Raw genomic sequence first — 15,132 nt, 5'->3', positions numbered from 1 at the left:
AACAGCAATTCTAATTTAAATTATCTAAAAATCAATCTTTAAAACCAAATCGTTACTTGCCGAATTTTTCGTTAAACATTTTCTCTAACGCAAACATTTCGTCGCGCAGCTTTGCAGCTTGTAAAAAGTCCATATCTTTTGCTGCTTTCTGCATATCCTTACGTGTAGTATCAATTGCCCTTTGCAGTTCGGCCTTACCCATATATTGTACAATCGGATCTGCCGCAATACTGATCTCCGCATTTTCGACATAAGCCCTGGCTTTATTATCACTTGCTTTTTGAGAGAAATCGAGTACTGATGTTTGCTCTAAAATCGCTTCTCTTGATTTTCCGACAGTTTTTGGTGTAATGCCATTTTCAAGGTTGTATGCTATCTGTATATCTCTACGCCTGTTTGTTTCAGAGATGGTTTTTTCCATACTATCTGTGATGCCATCGGCATACATAATTACACGTCCTCTATCATTACGGGCGGCACGGCCAATGGTCTGGATCAATGATTTCTCAGAACGGAGGAAACCTTCTTTATCTGCATCTAAAATAGCAACCAAAGTAACCTCAGGCAAGTCTAAACCTTCACGTAGAAGGTTGATACCCACCAAAACATCAAATTCACCTAAACGTAAACCGCGCAGAATTTCTACCCGTTCTAAAGTTTTAATTTCGGAGTGGATGTACCTGGTTTTGATGTTTAAACGATCAAGATATTTTGTCAATTCTTCAGCCATGCGCTTGGTTAGCGTAGTAACCAGAATACGTCCGCCATCTTTTATGGTAATGTCTATTTCATCCAAAAGATCATCAACCTGATTAATGGCAGGTCTGATCTCTATAACAGGATCCAATAATCCGGTTGGCCTGATCACCTGCTCTACTACCACACCTTCTGATTTTTCCAATTCATATTCAGCAGGTGTTGCACTCACATAAATGGTTTGCGGGGCAAGGGCTTCGAATTCGTTAAAATTTAAAGGGCGGTTATCCAATGCGGCCGGTAAACGAAAGCCATATTCTACCAAAGATAATTTCCTCGATCTGTCACCACCATACATGGCCCTGATCTGCGGAACAGTAACGTGGCTTTCGTCAATTACCATTAAATAATCATCAGGAAAATAATCCAGCAAACAGAAAGGACGCATACCGGGCTGCCTTCCATCAAAGAAACGCGAATAGTTTTCAATCCCTGAACAATAGCCCAGTTCTTTCATCATTTCAATATCGAAATTGGTCCGTTCTTCCAGCCTTTTGGCTTCCAATAAGTGCCTATCGGCAATCAATTGGTTTTTACGGATCTCCAATTCTTCCTGTATACCCCAGATAGACTGATTAAAGCGGTCTTTTGGCGTAACGAATAGGTTGGCCGGATAAATAGCCATATCTTCAAGCTTCTCCAGAGTTTTGCCTGAAACAGGGTCGATTGCTGAAAGTTCTTCAATATCATCGCCGAAAAAAGAAATACGGTAGGCATGATCCAGATAGGCCGGATAAATATCCACGGTATCGCCCTTTACCCTAAAAGTTCCCCTCTTAAATTCGGTTGTGGTACGCGAGTATAAAATCTCTACCAAACTATGCAAAAATGCATTTCTCGAAATCCGAAGCCCTACACCAAAGCGGAAAACCATCCGGGAGAAATCTTCTGGATTACCCATACCATAAATGCACGATATGGATGATACCACGATAATGTCGCGCCTGCCACTCATTAGTGATGAGGTGGTACGTAAACGCAGTTTCTCAATTTCCTCATTTATACTCAGGTCTTTTTCGATATAAGTATTGCTCGAAGCTATAAAAGCTTCTGGCTGATAATAATCGTAATAAGAAACAAAGTAATTTACCGAGTTTTCGGGAAAGAAATTTTTGAACTCTCCGTAAAGCTGTGCTGCCAGGGTTTTATTGTGACTCAAAATCAGGGTAGGCTTTTGGGTTTGCTCAATTACATTGGCCACGGTGAAGGTTTTTCCTGATCCTGTAACGCCCAGTAAAGTTTGATAATGTTCGTTAGCATTTACACCATCCACCAGCTGTTTAATGGCATTAGGCTGATCTCCGGTAGGTTGATATTCTGAGGTGATTTTAAATTTCATGAGTAAATCAAATATACGATTTAGGTACTAAACAGTAAAACAGGCAAAAGTCAGGAAAGTTGGAAATTGACTGGTTAATAAAATTTTTAAGATGATATAAATGATTTGTGATAAAAATTAAATATTGCGACTATAGCGTTTAAATAAACATCAACCTAGTAAATCAAAAGTTTAACTTTTGATTTACTAGGTTCTTTTGTATATTTGTTTATGCTAATTATCAGAAATCTTGCAGCACAGTTAAAGCATAAGCTTAAAAAGTCTCCTGCAATCGCAATTCTCGGGCCACGGCAGGTTGGAAAAACTACTTTAGCAAAGAGTTTAAGCAGCGATTACATCTACCTTGATATGGAAAATCCCAGGGATGTGGCTAAGCTACAGGATGCCTATACTTTTTTAGAAAGCTTGCAAGATTATACCGTAATTATTGATGAGGTTCAATTATTACCGGATTTGTTTTCTCTATTACGCCCTTTTAATTGATGCAAAAAGAACTCCTGGAAGATTTATATTGCTTGGATCTGCTTCTCCTGAATTGGTTAAGGGAGTTTCTGAAACATTAGCCGGAAGAATTTCTTACAATGAACTATATCCCATAGGGTTAACGGAACTGCCTGAGGAATTAAACTTCGAGCAGCATTGGTTCCGTGGTGGGTTTCCAGAATCTATATTGGCAGAAACCGATTTGTTGAGCAAAGAATGGATTGATGATTTTATTGTAAGTTATGTAGAAAGAGATTTGGCAAAAATGTTTAACGTAGACTTAGCGACAACTTTGCTAAGAAACTTTTGGAGTATGCTTGCTCATTTGAATGGAAATTTATTTAATGGAGAGTCTTTCGCGAGATCGTTAGGCGTAAGCGCACCTACTGTTAATAAGTATTTAGATTTTTTAGAGGGAGGATTTTTGATCAGACGTTTGCAGCCATGGTTTGTTAATGCAAAAAAGCGTTTGATTAAGTCGTCTAAGACCTATATAAGGGATACGGGGATTCTTCATCGTTTATTAAATATTCCAGGTTATAACGATCTTTTTGGTCACCCGGCTATAGGTGCATCCTGGGAGGGCTATGTAATTGAGCAGATTTATCAGATGAAGGCTAAGCAGACTGACCTTTTTTTTACAGGACGCAAACCGGAGCAGAATGTGATTTAATCCTGGTTCAAGGCATTACACCAATAGCATGTATTGAAATTAAACTGTCAAATGCTCCAACAGTATCAAAAGGGTTTGTTAGCTGCATAAAGGATCTGGAACCAAAGTATAAATATATCATTACGCCAAAAAGTGAAACTTACCGGATATCAAATGATATAACAGTAATCAACCTGAAAAATTTCTTAGTGAATGTTTTACCTCAAATACAATAAAGATCCCCGTTGAATTTAAACGGGGATCTTTATGAAATCCCGTCATGCAGAAGCTTTAAGATTCCCAATCCAGTTGGGAATGAAGATCCGCGATAATGATGATACTATTATTTCCCTGCAGCTGCCTGCATTGGATTTTTACCAACCGACTGGCCCCTTACAGTAGTACTTGCCTTCATTTTGTAAGCCTTAAACTTGCTTTCTTTTCCTTTGCCTCCCCATACGTTATTTGAGGTATCAATATCAGCAGTTTCGAGCAAAGGATCTATTAAAATAGAAGCCACTTCTTTATCTTTTACATAAAATTTAGCGGTTTTCAATTCATTATGTCTCCATATTTGTGCCGGAATACGGTCAAGTTCTTTTGTACCATCCTTATAGGTAAATTCTACAATGATTGGCATCACCAAACCTCCCTTATTGCTAAAACTTAATTCGTATAAGAACTTATTATCGTACTTGCCTTTTTCTGCTTCCAGAACAACATCTGCAGAAAACGGAAGATTTGTTTTGGTAGATATTGTAGTATCTACAGTCACCATTCCCCTATCGTATTTATAATAAAAATCCTGTGCTGCAGTATTTTTATCTACATAAAAGCTAATTTTCTTGTCTTCACGGTTTCTGATTTTTGAAATATCCTCAAAAGCATTTACCATCGGTTTATCAATTTTCATCATCCTCGATCTTGCCGCCGGAAGCTCTTTAGGGAAGTCTGCTTTAGCAAATTTCACACTATCTAAGGAAATGTCGCAAGGCTCGGTTCCATAAAACCAACCTCGCCAAAACCAATCTAAATCTTCGCCACTGGCATCTTCCATAGTACGGAAAAGATCTGCCGGCTGAGGATGTTTGAAAGCCCATCTTCTAGCATATTCTTTAAATGCGTAATCGAATAGTTCTCTGCCCATAATGGTTTCACGAAGTATATTCAGACCTGTAGCTGGTTTTGAATAAGCATTTGGGCCAAAACGAGCAATGTTCTCCGAGTTGGTCATAATGGGTTCTAACTCATCTTTAGGCAGTTTCATATAATCAACAATGGTGTAGGCAGGTCCTTTTTTACTTGGGAATTTGTTATCCCAAAGCTCTTCGGTTAAATATTCAACAAAGGAGTTCAAACCTTCGTCCATCCAGGTCCATTGACGTTCGTCGCTGTTTACAATCATCGGAAAAAAGTTGTGCCCAACCTCATGGATAATTACACCAAGCATTCCGTTTTTGGTGCTTTCGCTATAAGTTCCATCTGTATCCGTACGGCCATAGTTAAAACAAATCATCGGATATTCCATCCCATTGGCTGCTTCAATACTTTGTGCAACCGGGTAAGGGTAAGGAATGGTAAAATCTGAATAGGTTTTTATCGTATGCGCTACTGCACGTGTAGAAAATTTACTGTACAGGTTGTAAGCTTCTTTTCCATAAAAACTCATACACATTACGGTATTGTTGTTGGCCTGAATTTTTTGTGGCATAGCATCCCAGATAAATTTACGGGAAGAAGTCCATGCAAAATCGCGAACATTACTGGCGTTGAAAACCCAGGTTTTTTTAGCGGTTGATTTTTTGGTTTCTGCTGTTTTAGCTTCAGCCAAAGTTTGAATCTCGACAGGTGCAGTTGCGGTTTTTGCAGCATTGTACCTGCTCAACTGCGTAGGACTTAAAACTGCGCTGTAGTTGATACATTCGCCAGTTGAGCCAACAAGGTGATCAGCAGGAACGGTCATCTGGACTTTAAAATCGCCAAAAGTTAAAGCAAACTCACCTCTTCCTGTAAACTGATGGTTCTGCCAGCCTTGAAAATCGCTGTACACACACAAACGTGGGTACCATTGTGTCATGGTAAACAGGTAATTCCCATCTGCCGGGAAGAACTCATAACCACCACGGCCACCAACGCTCATCCTGTCGGTAATTTTGTAGTTCCAGTCTATATTAAAGATAAATTTCTGTCCGGTTTTTAAAGCTACCGGTAAATCAACCCTCATCATGGTTTTATTAACCGTATATTTCAGGTTTTTACCAGTAGCATCTGTTAGTTTGGTGATATTGATCCCATTGCCATTGTTTGCTTTCGAGCTCAGCTCATCTAAAGACTGGATACTTCCTGCGGTTGGCATTCTGGTTGCATCCTGATAGTTTGCGTTCTTATCGGTGCTATGCTCATTTTCATCAAGCTGTAACCAGATATACGTTAAAGGGTCAGGAGAATTATTGGTATAGCTTACGGTTTCAGATCCCGTAAGTAACAGATTTTTTCATCCAGCTCACATTTGATATTGTAATCGGCACGTTGCTGCCAATATTTAACCCCAGGCGCCCCGCTGGCTGTACGTTGTTCGTTTGGTGTTGGTAAAATGGTACCCAACTGCTCAAATTTATTCCCATGGTTGCTCCCGGGGTTATTCTGAATATTTTGAGCCATAGCAAAACTTCCAGAAAGGAATAGCAGGCCGGTTAAAGTAAATAGTTTATTCATTATACGGTTTATTAAAAAGGAATTCGTTCTAAAGCCATTTTTAAAGCCAGGCTAAATACGGCTGCTGATATAAATAAAAACCCAACTTATACGTTTTATGCGGGTGTAATTGAAAATAAAAAAGTAATCAATAAAATGATAATCACCATAAAAATCTGCCCTGCCTCAAGTCCTACATTAAAGCCGAATAATCCCCAGCCAATGTTCTGGTCTTTTGCCAGCATGATCCTGATGGAATTGGCGAAACCCATGCCATGGATCAATCCAAAACCCAATGCCAAAAAGTAATTGATCTTGATAGATTTTAAGGAGAAATTCTTTCTGAACAAATTACTTATTGCTGTAATGACAATGGTACATGGGATTAAAAATTCTACCCACTTACTATCAAACCTGATCATATCCAATACGCTTAAAAGTAAGGTAAATGAATGGCCGATGGTAAAGGCTGTAACCAATATAAGCACCTGCTTTAAATTAACATAACTGTAAATAGCTACCAAGGCCAAAATAAACAGCTGGTGATCTAAAGCGTCGGCACTGATAATATGCTCCCAACCCAGTTTAAAATAAAATATAAAATCTTGCAACGGCATCAAACAATAAGCTAACTATTGGATTTAAAATAGTTTATAAAGCTTAAAATTATGTTTTTAATTACAAAAGCCCAAATATCCTTAAAACAAAAGCATAAATACCAAATTTGTTACTAATTTTTACGTTATTTAAGGCAATTGCCAGGTTTAGCCTTTAAATCTTAACTTTGCTGGTTATAACACCTTAATTGATGCATAGATTAAAATATATCCTTTTGTTATTATGCTGTGCCTGCTGTTCGGTTAAAGCAGGAATAAAACATCCTTTACATGTAAGCACAACTGAAGTAAACTTTAATGCAAAGGATAAAACTTTAGAAATAAGCTGCAAAATCTTTTCAGACGATTTCGAGGCAATTTTAGCCAAATTATACAAACAGAAAACCGATCTCAGCAATCCGAATATGAAAGGTACGATGGATGAGTTGGTGAAAAAATACCTGCTTTCTCATTTACAGCTAAAAGCCAACGGCAAAGCTGTTGCCATTAACTACATCGGATTTGAGATCGACCATGAAGCCACTAATATTTACCTGGAAGTTGAAAAAGTTGCAGCCATAAAATCTGTTGAAGTTAACGACACGATTTTATACGATATGTTTGATGATCAGATGAGTATCGTACATGTAGTGAAAGGTGCCAATCGTAAAAGCACTAAAATCCTTTATCCTGAAAAGAAATTCACGGCAAACTTTTAATTGTAATTTTTGTATTAGATAACGATTCAATGTTAAATTACCGTTAATTTTAATGGTCAATATTAGTTAGGTTAATATAGGCTGAGAAATATTTCTTGTAATCTTTTTTTAAATACAGCGTTGTTAAAAATAGTTATGCATCTAATCATCTTCTCCAACATATTAACGCCTCGGATTAAATATATCTTCAATTTCATTTTTAAAGATATCCTTAAAGCAGAAGTAGAATTTACAGGCAATAGCGCGTATTTTTTGCAGAGCGAACACATCAAAATCAGCTATGGAGATGAATCCTTAGGCGAAGAACTTTTCTTTAAAAGCACACCTTTGCTTTTCTCTAATAAATTAGAAGAAATTAAACCTAAAACCATTTCATTTGGAGAATATCAGGTGCCTTTTCCGGTAGAGCAATCGACCTTACCATTCGATGTTTTTGCTGCATCCTTTTTTATGGTCAGCAGGTATGAAGAATACCTTCATCAGCTAAATACGGAAGAAGAGTTTAAGCCCTCAAAAAGTTATCAGCATAAGTGGAGGATTCTGGACAGGCCTATTATTGATGAGTGGGCATTAATCATTAAAAGTATCATCAGGAAAAAGCATCCAACCTTTAAGTTTCAGGAAAAGAAATTTCAGCACCAGTCCACCATCCATTTTAGTATGTTAACCCATTTGCCTGAGGGTTTTTTAAACAGGACTAAATTTATTTTCAGCGCTGTATTTAAGAAAGAAAATAATTACCTGAGTTCAAAATTCGATCGGCTCACAGGAGTTGGAATCAATAATGAGCAGGTGCTGGAAGAAGTAAATAAAATCGTGGCTTCTAAAAAAATAAAGCTCTTTATTTCATCGATTTTCCTGAAGTACCGATTGATTATATTAAAATTAATGGCATTTCTAAGCATTTCGAGGAACAATCTGTCGGCTTATTGAGGCCCTGCGCCAGCAATAAGCAAAAGATGACTGAAATTAAAGAGGGACTGGTCAAACTCAAAAAATCCAACCCGTTGCCATTCCTTTAACCAGTCAGCAATTGGAAGTATTAAGGTTTCCAATCTGTTATTTAAATATTCTTAATTCTGGCATTACCTCAGATTATTCTATGGGTTATGGCAATGTACCAGGATTTAGGGCAGGAACCTGTACTCCGTTCAACTGGTATGATCTCCAGCTCGAAAAAGTAACACCTTTGGTCGTTCATTCCTATTGCTTGACGGATCATGACCTTCAATTTTTATCCCGCGAAGCAGCGACAGAAAAAATACATCAATATATTGATGCGATTAAGGTTGTAAATGGAACATTTTATAGCAGTTGGAGTTTAAAAAGTTTGTCAGATCATCCTAAATATAAAAAATTGAAGTTACTGTTTATCGAAACGCTTAATTACGCAGGGAATTGATTCTCCAATCAACTCTTTAAACTACCATATAAAAGTCACATAAGAAAATATAAGTCTACATGCCCTTATATTTTTTAGATGGTTAATCATTGAGGATGCTATTGATCTTACAATTGGTAATCTACCTTGAAACCGGACTATTTTTTAAATTATCTGTTTTAGAATTACTAATTTTAACCATTAAACGCAATTGGCAAAGTAAAATAATATAATACAACTCTTAACGTCCTAATTAGTGCTTGATTTTATAAACCCGAAAACACAACATGATGATTTTTGATGTTAGCAAGACAAAATCGATTGCCAATACTTTTATTGCCGAACTCCGGGACGAGCATATCCAGAAAGACTCAATGCGTTTCCGCAAAAACATGGAGAGACTTGGTGAGTTTTTTGCCTACGAGATCAGCAGATCATTGAAATACACTAACCAGGAAATCGTAACCCCTTTAGGCGTATCATCTTGTGAAGTTTTAACCCAACAGCCTGTTTTAGCTACCATACTCAGGGCAGGACTGCCACTTCAACAGGGTTTGCTCAACGTTTTCGACAAAGCCGAATGCTGCTTTATTTCTGCTTATCGCAAAGTAGATAAGGGCGGCGATTTTGTAATTCAAATGGATTACATTTCTACTCCGGATTTAGAAGGAAAAGTTTTGATTATGGCCGATCCGATGCTGGCCACCGGACAAAGCATGGTGATGTGCTGTAAAGAGCTGATTAACCGCTACAAAATTGCCGAGCTTCATATCGTTGCTGCAATAGCGAGTGCTGAAGGCGTTGCCCACGTACGCGCCAATCTGCCTAAAGCAAAACTCTGGCTCGGGGCAATAGATCAGGAAATGACCAGTAAATCTTACATCGTACCGGGTCTTGGCGATGCCGGGGATTTAGCTTATGGAGAGAAGATTTAGGTTGAGATTTATATATTTGAAGAAGACTAAATTTATATATGTTCTAAAATCAATATGAATATTTTGCTGAAAAAAATTTCCTAACTTATCAATTTACGAGTGAGGGTGTAAATGGTTCGATTCAAAAAATTGTCCAATACTCAGAGTTAAATATTCAAGGAATAAGTACTGTTTACAATCTGGGGTTTGGCGATCTTATGGAGGATGGTAATATAAGCGATATTACAAACAGCAATAATGGAGACATGGAGAAAGTGCTGTATACCGTTGCAAATACTGTTTATGATTTTTTGGACCATTACCCTGATGAGTTGATTTTTGCACACGGGAGTACACCCATAAGAACAAGATTATATCAGCGAAAACTAATGCAAATGCTACAAAAATTAGCACAGAATTTGATGTATATGGTTTAGGAGACGAAGGATGGGAAGAGTTTACAGGAGAGGAAGCATATACAGCTTTCTTGAAAGAAAAAATAAACTGTTATATTTGATAACAACAAGGGAAGGAGAGACAATATGCCTACTACAATCAAAAAGGAACATCAAAACATAGATCATGGCAATGCTATTATCAGTACGCATGTGAAAGGATATGAGAATGATCAATACTTTATTAAAAAGACTGAAGAAGCGCTGGAAATACTAAAGAAATTTGGGCTACCCAAACCAAAGAAAAAATAATTACAATGCCTGGCTTTCAGGCATTTTTTTTGACCGATTAAATTTGGTTCTATTAGGAACCTAAATACTGAGATTTAATTATCAATTTATAGGAGAAGAAACTAAAAGCAAAGGTGGCTGATTATTTATAAATCAAAGATCATTAAGTTACCTTTGTGAAAAACATCACGAATGAAAAAACATATCTTCTTCGACCTTGACCATACCATCTGGGATTTTGACCGCAATGCCGAAGAAACATTAAACGAGCTTTATCATACTTATAAACTGGATGAACTCGGCCTTAAATCCTGCGCCGATTTTATCAGCACTTACACCGAAAATAACCATCAGTTATGGGCCGATTATCACCTGGGCAAAATCACAAAAGATTTTTTAAGATCGGAGCGTTTTAGCAAAACGTTTATTCAGTTGGGAATTCATCCTGATGCCGTTCCACCTCAGTTTGAAGAAGACTACGTAAATATTTCGCCTACCAAAACAAATTTGTTCGAAGGGGCTGAAAATGTTTTGAGTTATCTACAGCAAAAGTATACCCTGCATATTATTTCCAACGGGTTTAAGGAGACAACCTTAACAAAAATGAATCTTTCTAACCTGAATCCATATTTCGAAAATGTGATTATTTCGGAAGATGTAGGGGTAAATAAACCAAATCCGGTCATTTTTGAATATGCACTCGATAAAGCAAAGGCTTTAAAGGCAGAAAGCATTATGATTGGCGACAGTTTGGAAGCCGATATTTATGGCGCATTAAATTTTGGTATGGAGGCCATCTTTTTTAATCCTTTGCAAAAAGAAAAACCTGAAGATGTAAATCAGGAAATTGTTCACTTGGAAGAATTGTTAAAACTTTTTTAATCCTATTTCTTTTTTGTTTGGTTTTGGCATTTGTTTGGCATTAATTCAAAACACACAAATGAAACCTTAATTAAAATGAAAAAAACCATCTTTTTAGGACTGGCAATGTTATTTGCTACCCTAAGTTTCGCTCAAAACAACCGCAGATCTGCCGAAGTTTTCTTAGAAATCCTTAATCCGGGCAAATACAACGTGTATTTAGACGAAGAACTTGTTTCGTCGGCCAAGGGTAGATTTCGCTTTTACGATGTCTACAATTCTACACCAGTACTATCTATTATTCAGGGCAATACGGAAATCTTAAAACAACGGGTAAGGGTGATTCCAGAACAAAGGCTCGTTTTAAGCCTGGAAGGTAAGGAATTAATCACGCTGAAACAGCTAAATATCTTTCGGAACAGACAATATGCGCTTGACGATTTTGACGGGTACACCGGAGATTATAATACGGGTATTGTTCCGCCAGTGCTGCCGCAGCCAGATCCGTATTACAGATTACTTTCTGAAGATGCTTTTCAGACTTTTTTAGTGCAATATAGAAAAGAGAATTTTGATGATGGCAGATTGAGGATGATCAATGTGGTAACAAAAAATGCATCGTTATTAAGTGCTCAGATAAGGATTCTTTTAAAATCTTTCACTTTCGATGATCAACGTTTAAGGGTAGCTACAAACCTGTATAAAAACGTAGCCGATCCGCAGAACTATTTTGCAATATCAGATGTTTTTGTTTTTCCATCCAATAAAGATGATTTCTTAAAATATTTGGAGAAACAGTAATTCGGCTTATCTTTATTAAATGACGGCTGCAAAAGTTAAGGCATCGATACATCAGGTAGTCGATGCCTACAAATCGAAATTATCGCGTTACCCTGAAGATATTTTCCAAACTACCCCTCCAATTTCTGGCTGGAGTTATAGCGAGGTATATTCACATATTTTTGATTCGAGCCTGCTTTCCATCATTGCCTTTGCACATGCTGCAAATGGCAAAGGCGAAAACAAACCCACTCATTTTATGGTAAAACTGATTTTATTACTGGGCGCGTTACCTCCGGCAAAAAAGTATAAGGTACCTAAACGGCTGGCAGAGCGTGTAAAAAAGATCAGTAAGACAGAGGCCCTCGATTTTATTTTGGAATTTGAAAAAGCTTTGGACGATAACTATCCATTACTTGTACATGCAAAAGCCAATAGCAAAACGAAACATCCAAGATTAGGTTATTTAAATGCTAAACAATGGCTTAGGTTTATAGAAATACATTTAAAGCATCACCTAAAACAGTTAGAAAGAATAGAAAAGAGCTTTAATCAGTAAATTAATTTCGCCATATTTGGTTAATCCTAAAATATGTGCTCATGAAATATGTTTTTTATCTCTCCATGCTCGCTATACTTTGTGCCTGTAATGGTAGCGAAAAGAAAGAAAGTGCTCAGGCGGTTATTCCAACTCCAACCGGGCTCCAGGGACTAAAAAAGCAATGTTGCTGAACCTGCAACGCAGAATACCAAAGGCAATCTGATCTTTAACCCGCCACATGGTGAAGCCGGACATAGCTGTGCGCTGGCCGTTGGTGCACCATTAAACTCTACGGCAAGGGTGCAGCCTCAACAAAATACAAATCCACAGCCTACACCTGCCCCAGCGGTGGCTGTTGTAAATCCCTCAGGAAAAAAACTAAACCCTAAGCACGGAGAGCCTGGTCATAGATGTGATATCGCAGTTGGCGCGCCTTTAGATAGTAAGCCAGCACAGGTGGTTACCACTCCCCAACCCGCCGTTACGCAGGTATCGGGTATGAAAGCAGGAAAAGGTTTAAACCCGCCTCATGGTCAGCCGAACCATAGGTGCGATCTTGCTGTTGGCGCACCGTTAAATAGCAAACCTGCTCCGGTTGTAAGCCCGGTGCCGATTCCAACGTCTGAGACTAAAAATACCGGGACAAAAGTGCTGGAAACAAAAAGTGAAGGTTAACAATCACATAGGCAATAAAAATATTTGAATTTAGGGTACCACACTTAACGCACATTTTTTTACATCTTTGCGTTAATGAAATTACCCGCCATAAAAGGTTTTGACGAAGAAGCATTTAACAAGTATTTAAAGAATACGGGGTGGTTAATGTTGGCTAGAGTAGGAAGTTTAGTAATTAAAATTTTAGTAGGATTTGCAATTACCAATTATTTAGGAAAGACTCAAAATGGTATTTTAAATTATCCAACTGCATTTACAACGTTTTTTGTTGCAGCGGCCGCCCTTGGTTTAGATGGTTTTACTACACGTGAACTTCTTCGTACACCAGAAAATAGAGATCGTTTACTTGGAACGGCCTTCTGGCTTAAGCTTACTGGGGGAATTTGTATTATCCCACTTATATATTTTGCATATATTCTTTGGAATACGCATAAGCCCATTGAAACCCCACTCATCTACATTGTGATTGTAGGGCTTACCGGAATAACTCAGGCTTTCTATATTACTGATAGTTATTTCCAATCTAAAGTACAAGCCAAATACGTAATGCGTGTTCAGGTATTCGGAAATATTATTTCTGCATTAATAAAATTGGTATTTATCCTTTTAAAATTAAATGTAGAATGGTTTGTTTTTGCCCTGCTACTTGACACTATAATTCTGGCAATTGGGTACGTTTATTTTTATAGCGTAAAAGTTGGAAGTATTTTCAAATGGGTATTTGATTCAGCATTAGCAAAATACCTCGTCAAACATTCATGGCCGCTAGCACTATCTGCAGTTCTGGTTTCAATATACATGAAAATTGATCAGTTGATGGTGGAAAATTATCTTGGCACTGGGGCTTTAGGAATTTATTCAACCGTCGTAGCGCTAAGTGAAAGCTGGTATTTTATACCGGTTGCAATAGTAACTTCTGTATTTCCTGCAATTATGAATGCCAAAAGAGATAATCAGGAAAGATATATAAAACGTCTACAGAATATGTACGACATTATGGTTTGGATAAGTTTGAGCGTAGCACTTTTCATGACTTTTGCCTCACCAATCATATACCATATCGTTTACACTCCAGAATTTTGGGATGGTGCACATGTGCTAACTGTTCATGTTTGGGCAGGTATATTTGTTTTTTTAGGTAGTGCCAGCGGGCAGTATCTTATTGCAGAAGGATATACCAAGTTATCAATGCTCCGAACCGGAATGGGCGCAATGGTGAATATTGTTTTAAACGTATTATGGATACCAAAATATGGTATCATGGGGGCTGCACTTGCTACTCTTATTGCTTACTTCACAGCCACCTTTTTTATTTTATTAATTCCTAAAACACGTCAACAAGGTATAATGATGTTAAAATCATTATTTTTGGTCACCGCATTTCAAAAAATATTTAAACGTTGAGTACTCTTAAAGCATTAAGCACACTAATTGCAAAGCCAGGCAGGCTTAAGGCATTATTATCATACGGACATAAGGGCTACCTGAACAGCATTGGCTGGTTTACGGCCTTTGACAAAAAACAGGCCGTAGACGGACAGGGGAAGGCTTTACCTTGGGTAACCTATTCGTTTATCGATTTTATTAAGGAGCGAATAAACAAAACACAGCACATTTTCGAATATGGCTCTGGCAGTTCTACTATTTTTTATGCAGAAAGAGCTGGCTCAGTAACCTCTGTTGAACACGATAAAGGCTGGTTTGATAAAGTAAAAAATACAAGTCCGGCCAATGCAGAAATGATCTTCTGCCAATTAGAAAAAGATGGTGAATACGCTAAAAAAGCAACTTTGCTCAATAAAAAGTTCGATATTATTATTGTTGACGGACGGGACCGGGTAAACTGTTGTAAGTACAGCGTTGATGCTTTATCAACAAATGGGGTATTGGTTTTGGATGACAGTGAGCGTGAGGTGTATGAGCCTGCACGTGTGCTATTGAAAGAACAGGGATTTAAGGAGATAAGTTTCAGCGGCATTTCGCCGGGTCTTTTTTACGAAAAAGCAACTTCAGTTTTCTACAAGCAGCATAATTGTTTAGGCATTTAATCAGTCA

Annotated in this window: 18 protein-coding genes and 1 pseudogene; 15 read left to right on the top strand and 4 right to left on the bottom strand. The window is 37.7% G+C overall.

The features are described from left to right. Positions 1-52: 52 nt before the first annotated feature. Positions 53-2,095, bottom strand: a complete 2,043-nt coding sequence (gene uvrB, locus ACQ86H_RS01745) for an excinuclease ABC subunit UvrB (RefSeq protein ID WP_138818945.1) — start codon at positions 2,093-2,095, stop codon at positions 53-55. 210 nt (positions 2,096-2,305) lie between these two features. Between uvrB and ACQ86H_RS01740 the strand changes: the two genes are divergently transcribed. Together ACQ86H_RS01740 and ACQ86H_RS01735 are read left to right on the top strand one after the other, a co-directional pair. After that, positions 2,306-2,578, top strand: a complete 273-nt coding sequence (locus ACQ86H_RS01740) for an AAA family ATPase (protein ID WP_431293659.1) — start codon at positions 2,306-2,308, stop codon at positions 2,576-2,578. After that, the gene (locus ACQ86H_RS01735) at positions 2,526-3,251 is read left to right on the top strand and encodes an ATP-binding protein (protein WP_431293658.1); all 726 of its coding nucleotides are present in this window, start codon (positions 2,526-2,528) and stop codon (positions 3,249-3,251) included. The genes ACQ86H_RS01740 and ACQ86H_RS01735 overlap by 53 nt, the downstream gene beginning before the upstream one ends. A gap of 322 nt (positions 3,252-3,573) precedes the next feature. On the opposite strand, the gene ACQ86H_RS01730 is transcribed toward ACQ86H_RS01735, so the two are convergent. The 3 genes from ACQ86H_RS01730 to ACQ86H_RS01720 all read right to left on the bottom strand — a co-directional run bounded on the left by ACQ86H_RS01730 (position 3,574) and on the right by ACQ86H_RS01720 (position 6,535). Then, positions 3,574-5,586, bottom strand: a complete 2,013-nt coding sequence (locus ACQ86H_RS01730; RefSeq protein ID WP_431293657.1) for a M1 family metallopeptidase — start codon at positions 5,584-5,586, stop codon at positions 3,574-3,576. 104 nt (positions 5,587-5,690) lie between these two features. After that, positions 5,691-5,945: a hypothetical protein gene (locus ACQ86H_RS01725; RefSeq protein ID WP_431293656.1), complete on the bottom strand. Its 255-nt coding sequence runs from the start codon at positions 5,943-5,945 to the stop codon at positions 5,691-5,693. Positions 5,946-6,040: 95 nt separating this feature from the next. After that, positions 6,041-6,535 (bottom strand): HupE/UreJ family protein, encoded by a 495-nt coding sequence (locus ACQ86H_RS01720; RefSeq protein ID WP_431293655.1) that lies wholly within the window; start codon positions 6,533-6,535, stop codon positions 6,041-6,043. A 197-nt stretch (positions 6,536-6,732) separates the two neighbouring features. Between ACQ86H_RS01720 and ACQ86H_RS01715 the strand changes: the two genes are divergently transcribed. From ACQ86H_RS01715 to ACQ86H_RS01655, 13 genes and pseudogenes are all read left to right on the top strand, one after another. Further along, a complete protein-coding gene (locus ACQ86H_RS01715; protein WP_431293654.1) occupies positions 6,733-7,239 on the top strand; it encodes a DUF6702 family protein in 507 nt (168 codons plus the stop codon). Positions 7,240-7,374: 135 nt separating this feature from the next. Beyond that, the gene (locus ACQ86H_RS01710) at positions 7,375-8,172 is read left to right on the top strand and encodes a DUF7033 domain-containing protein (RefSeq protein ID WP_431293653.1); all 798 of its coding nucleotides are present in this window, start codon (positions 7,375-7,377) and stop codon (positions 8,170-8,172) included. A 100-nt stretch (positions 8,173-8,272) separates the two neighbouring features. Continuing rightward, on the top strand, positions 8,273-8,641 hold the full coding sequence (locus ACQ86H_RS01705) for a hypothetical protein (RefSeq protein ID WP_431293652.1): 369 nt from the start codon (positions 8,273-8,275) through the stop codon (positions 8,639-8,641). A 269-nt stretch (positions 8,642-8,910) separates the two neighbouring features. Then, a complete protein-coding gene (upp, locus tag ACQ86H_RS01700; protein WP_431295509.1) occupies positions 8,911-9,555 on the top strand; it encodes a uracil phosphoribosyltransferase in 645 nt (214 codons plus the stop codon). Between the two features lie 110 nt (positions 9,556-9,665). Continuing rightward, positions 9,666-9,971: pseudogene (locus tag ACQ86H_RS01695) on the top strand (DUF6934 family protein); the annotation flags it as partial. 105 nt (positions 9,972-10,076) lie between these two features. Continuing rightward, positions 10,077-10,241, top strand: coding sequence for a hypothetical protein (locus ACQ86H_RS01690; protein ID WP_168202513.1), 165 nt, complete (start codon positions 10,077-10,079; stop codon positions 10,239-10,241). Between the two features lie 171 nt (positions 10,242-10,412). Next, complete coding sequence (locus ACQ86H_RS01685) at positions 10,413-11,102, top strand: YjjG family noncanonical pyrimidine nucleotidase (protein WP_431293651.1); 690 nt, start codon at positions 10,413-10,415, stop codon at positions 11,100-11,102. A 75-nt stretch (positions 11,103-11,177) separates the two neighbouring features. Next, a complete protein-coding gene (locus ACQ86H_RS01680; RefSeq protein ID WP_431293650.1) occupies positions 11,178-11,882 on the top strand; it encodes a DUF4476 domain-containing protein in 705 nt (234 codons plus the stop codon). Positions 11,883-11,901: 19 nt separating this feature from the next. Beyond that, positions 11,902-12,420 carry a DUF1569 domain-containing protein gene (locus ACQ86H_RS01675; RefSeq protein WP_431293649.1) on the top strand — a complete coding sequence of 173 codons (519 nt, stop codon included), beginning with the start codon at positions 11,902-11,904 and terminating at the stop codon, positions 12,418-12,420. Positions 12,421-12,461: 41 nt separating this feature from the next. Next, positions 12,462-12,593, top strand: a complete 132-nt coding sequence (locus ACQ86H_RS01670; protein WP_431293648.1) for a hypothetical protein — start codon at positions 12,462-12,464, stop codon at positions 12,591-12,593. A gap of 109 nt (positions 12,594-12,702) precedes the next feature. Next, positions 12,703-13,077, top strand: a complete 375-nt coding sequence (locus ACQ86H_RS01665) for a hypothetical protein (protein ID WP_431293647.1) — start codon at positions 12,703-12,705, stop codon at positions 13,075-13,077. Between the two features lie 75 nt (positions 13,078-13,152). Further along, entirely contained in the window at positions 13,153-14,481 is a 1,329-nt protein-coding gene (locus tag ACQ86H_RS01660; RefSeq protein WP_431293646.1) for a flippase, read from the top strand. Then, a complete protein-coding gene (locus ACQ86H_RS01655) occupies positions 14,478-15,125 on the top strand; it encodes an FkbM family methyltransferase (protein ID WP_431293645.1) in 648 nt (215 codons plus the stop codon). Before ACQ86H_RS01660 ends, ACQ86H_RS01655 begins: the two co-directional genes overlap by 4 nt. Positions 15,126-15,132 lie beyond the last annotated feature (7 nt).

Source organism: Pedobacter sp. P26 (assembly GCF_050632135.1).
GTDB lineage: Bacteria > Bacteroidota > Bacteroidia > Sphingobacteriales > Sphingobacteriaceae > Pedobacter.
The sequence above is the reverse complement of the archived record's forward strand: the minus strand, read 5'-3'. Positions and strand labels throughout refer to the sequence as shown.

Coding starts and splice junctions, on each gene's coding strand:
- uvrB (WP_138818945.1), bottom strand. CDS start 2,095: ATGAAATTTAAAATCACCTCAGAATATCAACCTACCGGAGATCAGCCT.
- ACQ86H_RS01740 (WP_431293659.1), top strand. CDS start 2,306: ATGCTAATTATCAGAAATCTTGCAGCACAGTTAAAGCATAAGCTTAAA.
- ACQ86H_RS01735 (WP_431293658.1), top strand. CDS start 2,526: ATGAGGTTCAATTATTACCGGATTTGTTTTCTCTATTACGCCCTTTTA.
- ACQ86H_RS01730 (WP_431293657.1), bottom strand. CDS start 5,586: ATGCCAACCGCAGGAAGTATCCAGTCTTTAGATGAGCTGAGCTCGAAA.
- ACQ86H_RS01725 (WP_431293656.1), bottom strand. CDS start 5,945: ATGAATAAACTATTTACTTTAACCGGCCTGCTATTCCTTTCTGGAAGT.
- ACQ86H_RS01715 (WP_431293654.1), top strand. CDS start 6,733: ATGCATAGATTAAAATATATCCTTTTGTTATTATGCTGTGCCTGCTGT.
- ACQ86H_RS01710 (WP_431293653.1), top strand. CDS start 7,375: ATGCATCTAATCATCTTCTCCAACATATTAACGCCTCGGATTAAATAT.
- upp (WP_431295509.1), top strand. CDS start 8,911: ATGATTTTTGATGTTAGCAAGACAAAATCGATTGCCAATACTTTTATT.
- ACQ86H_RS01690 (WP_168202513.1), top strand. CDS start 10,077: ATGCCTACTACAATCAAAAAGGAACATCAAAACATAGATCATGGCAAT.
- ACQ86H_RS01685 (WP_431293651.1), top strand. CDS start 10,413: ATGAAAAAACATATCTTCTTCGACCTTGACCATACCATCTGGGATTTT.
- ACQ86H_RS01680 (WP_431293650.1), top strand. CDS start 11,178: ATGAAAAAAACCATCTTTTTAGGACTGGCAATGTTATTTGCTACCCTA.
- ACQ86H_RS01675 (WP_431293649.1), top strand. CDS start 11,902: ATGACGGCTGCAAAAGTTAAGGCATCGATACATCAGGTAGTCGATGCC.
- ACQ86H_RS01670 (WP_431293648.1), top strand. CDS start 12,462: ATGAAATATGTTTTTTATCTCTCCATGCTCGCTATACTTTGTGCCTGT.
- ACQ86H_RS01660 (WP_431293646.1), top strand. CDS start 13,153: ATGAAATTACCCGCCATAAAAGGTTTTGACGAAGAAGCATTTAACAAG.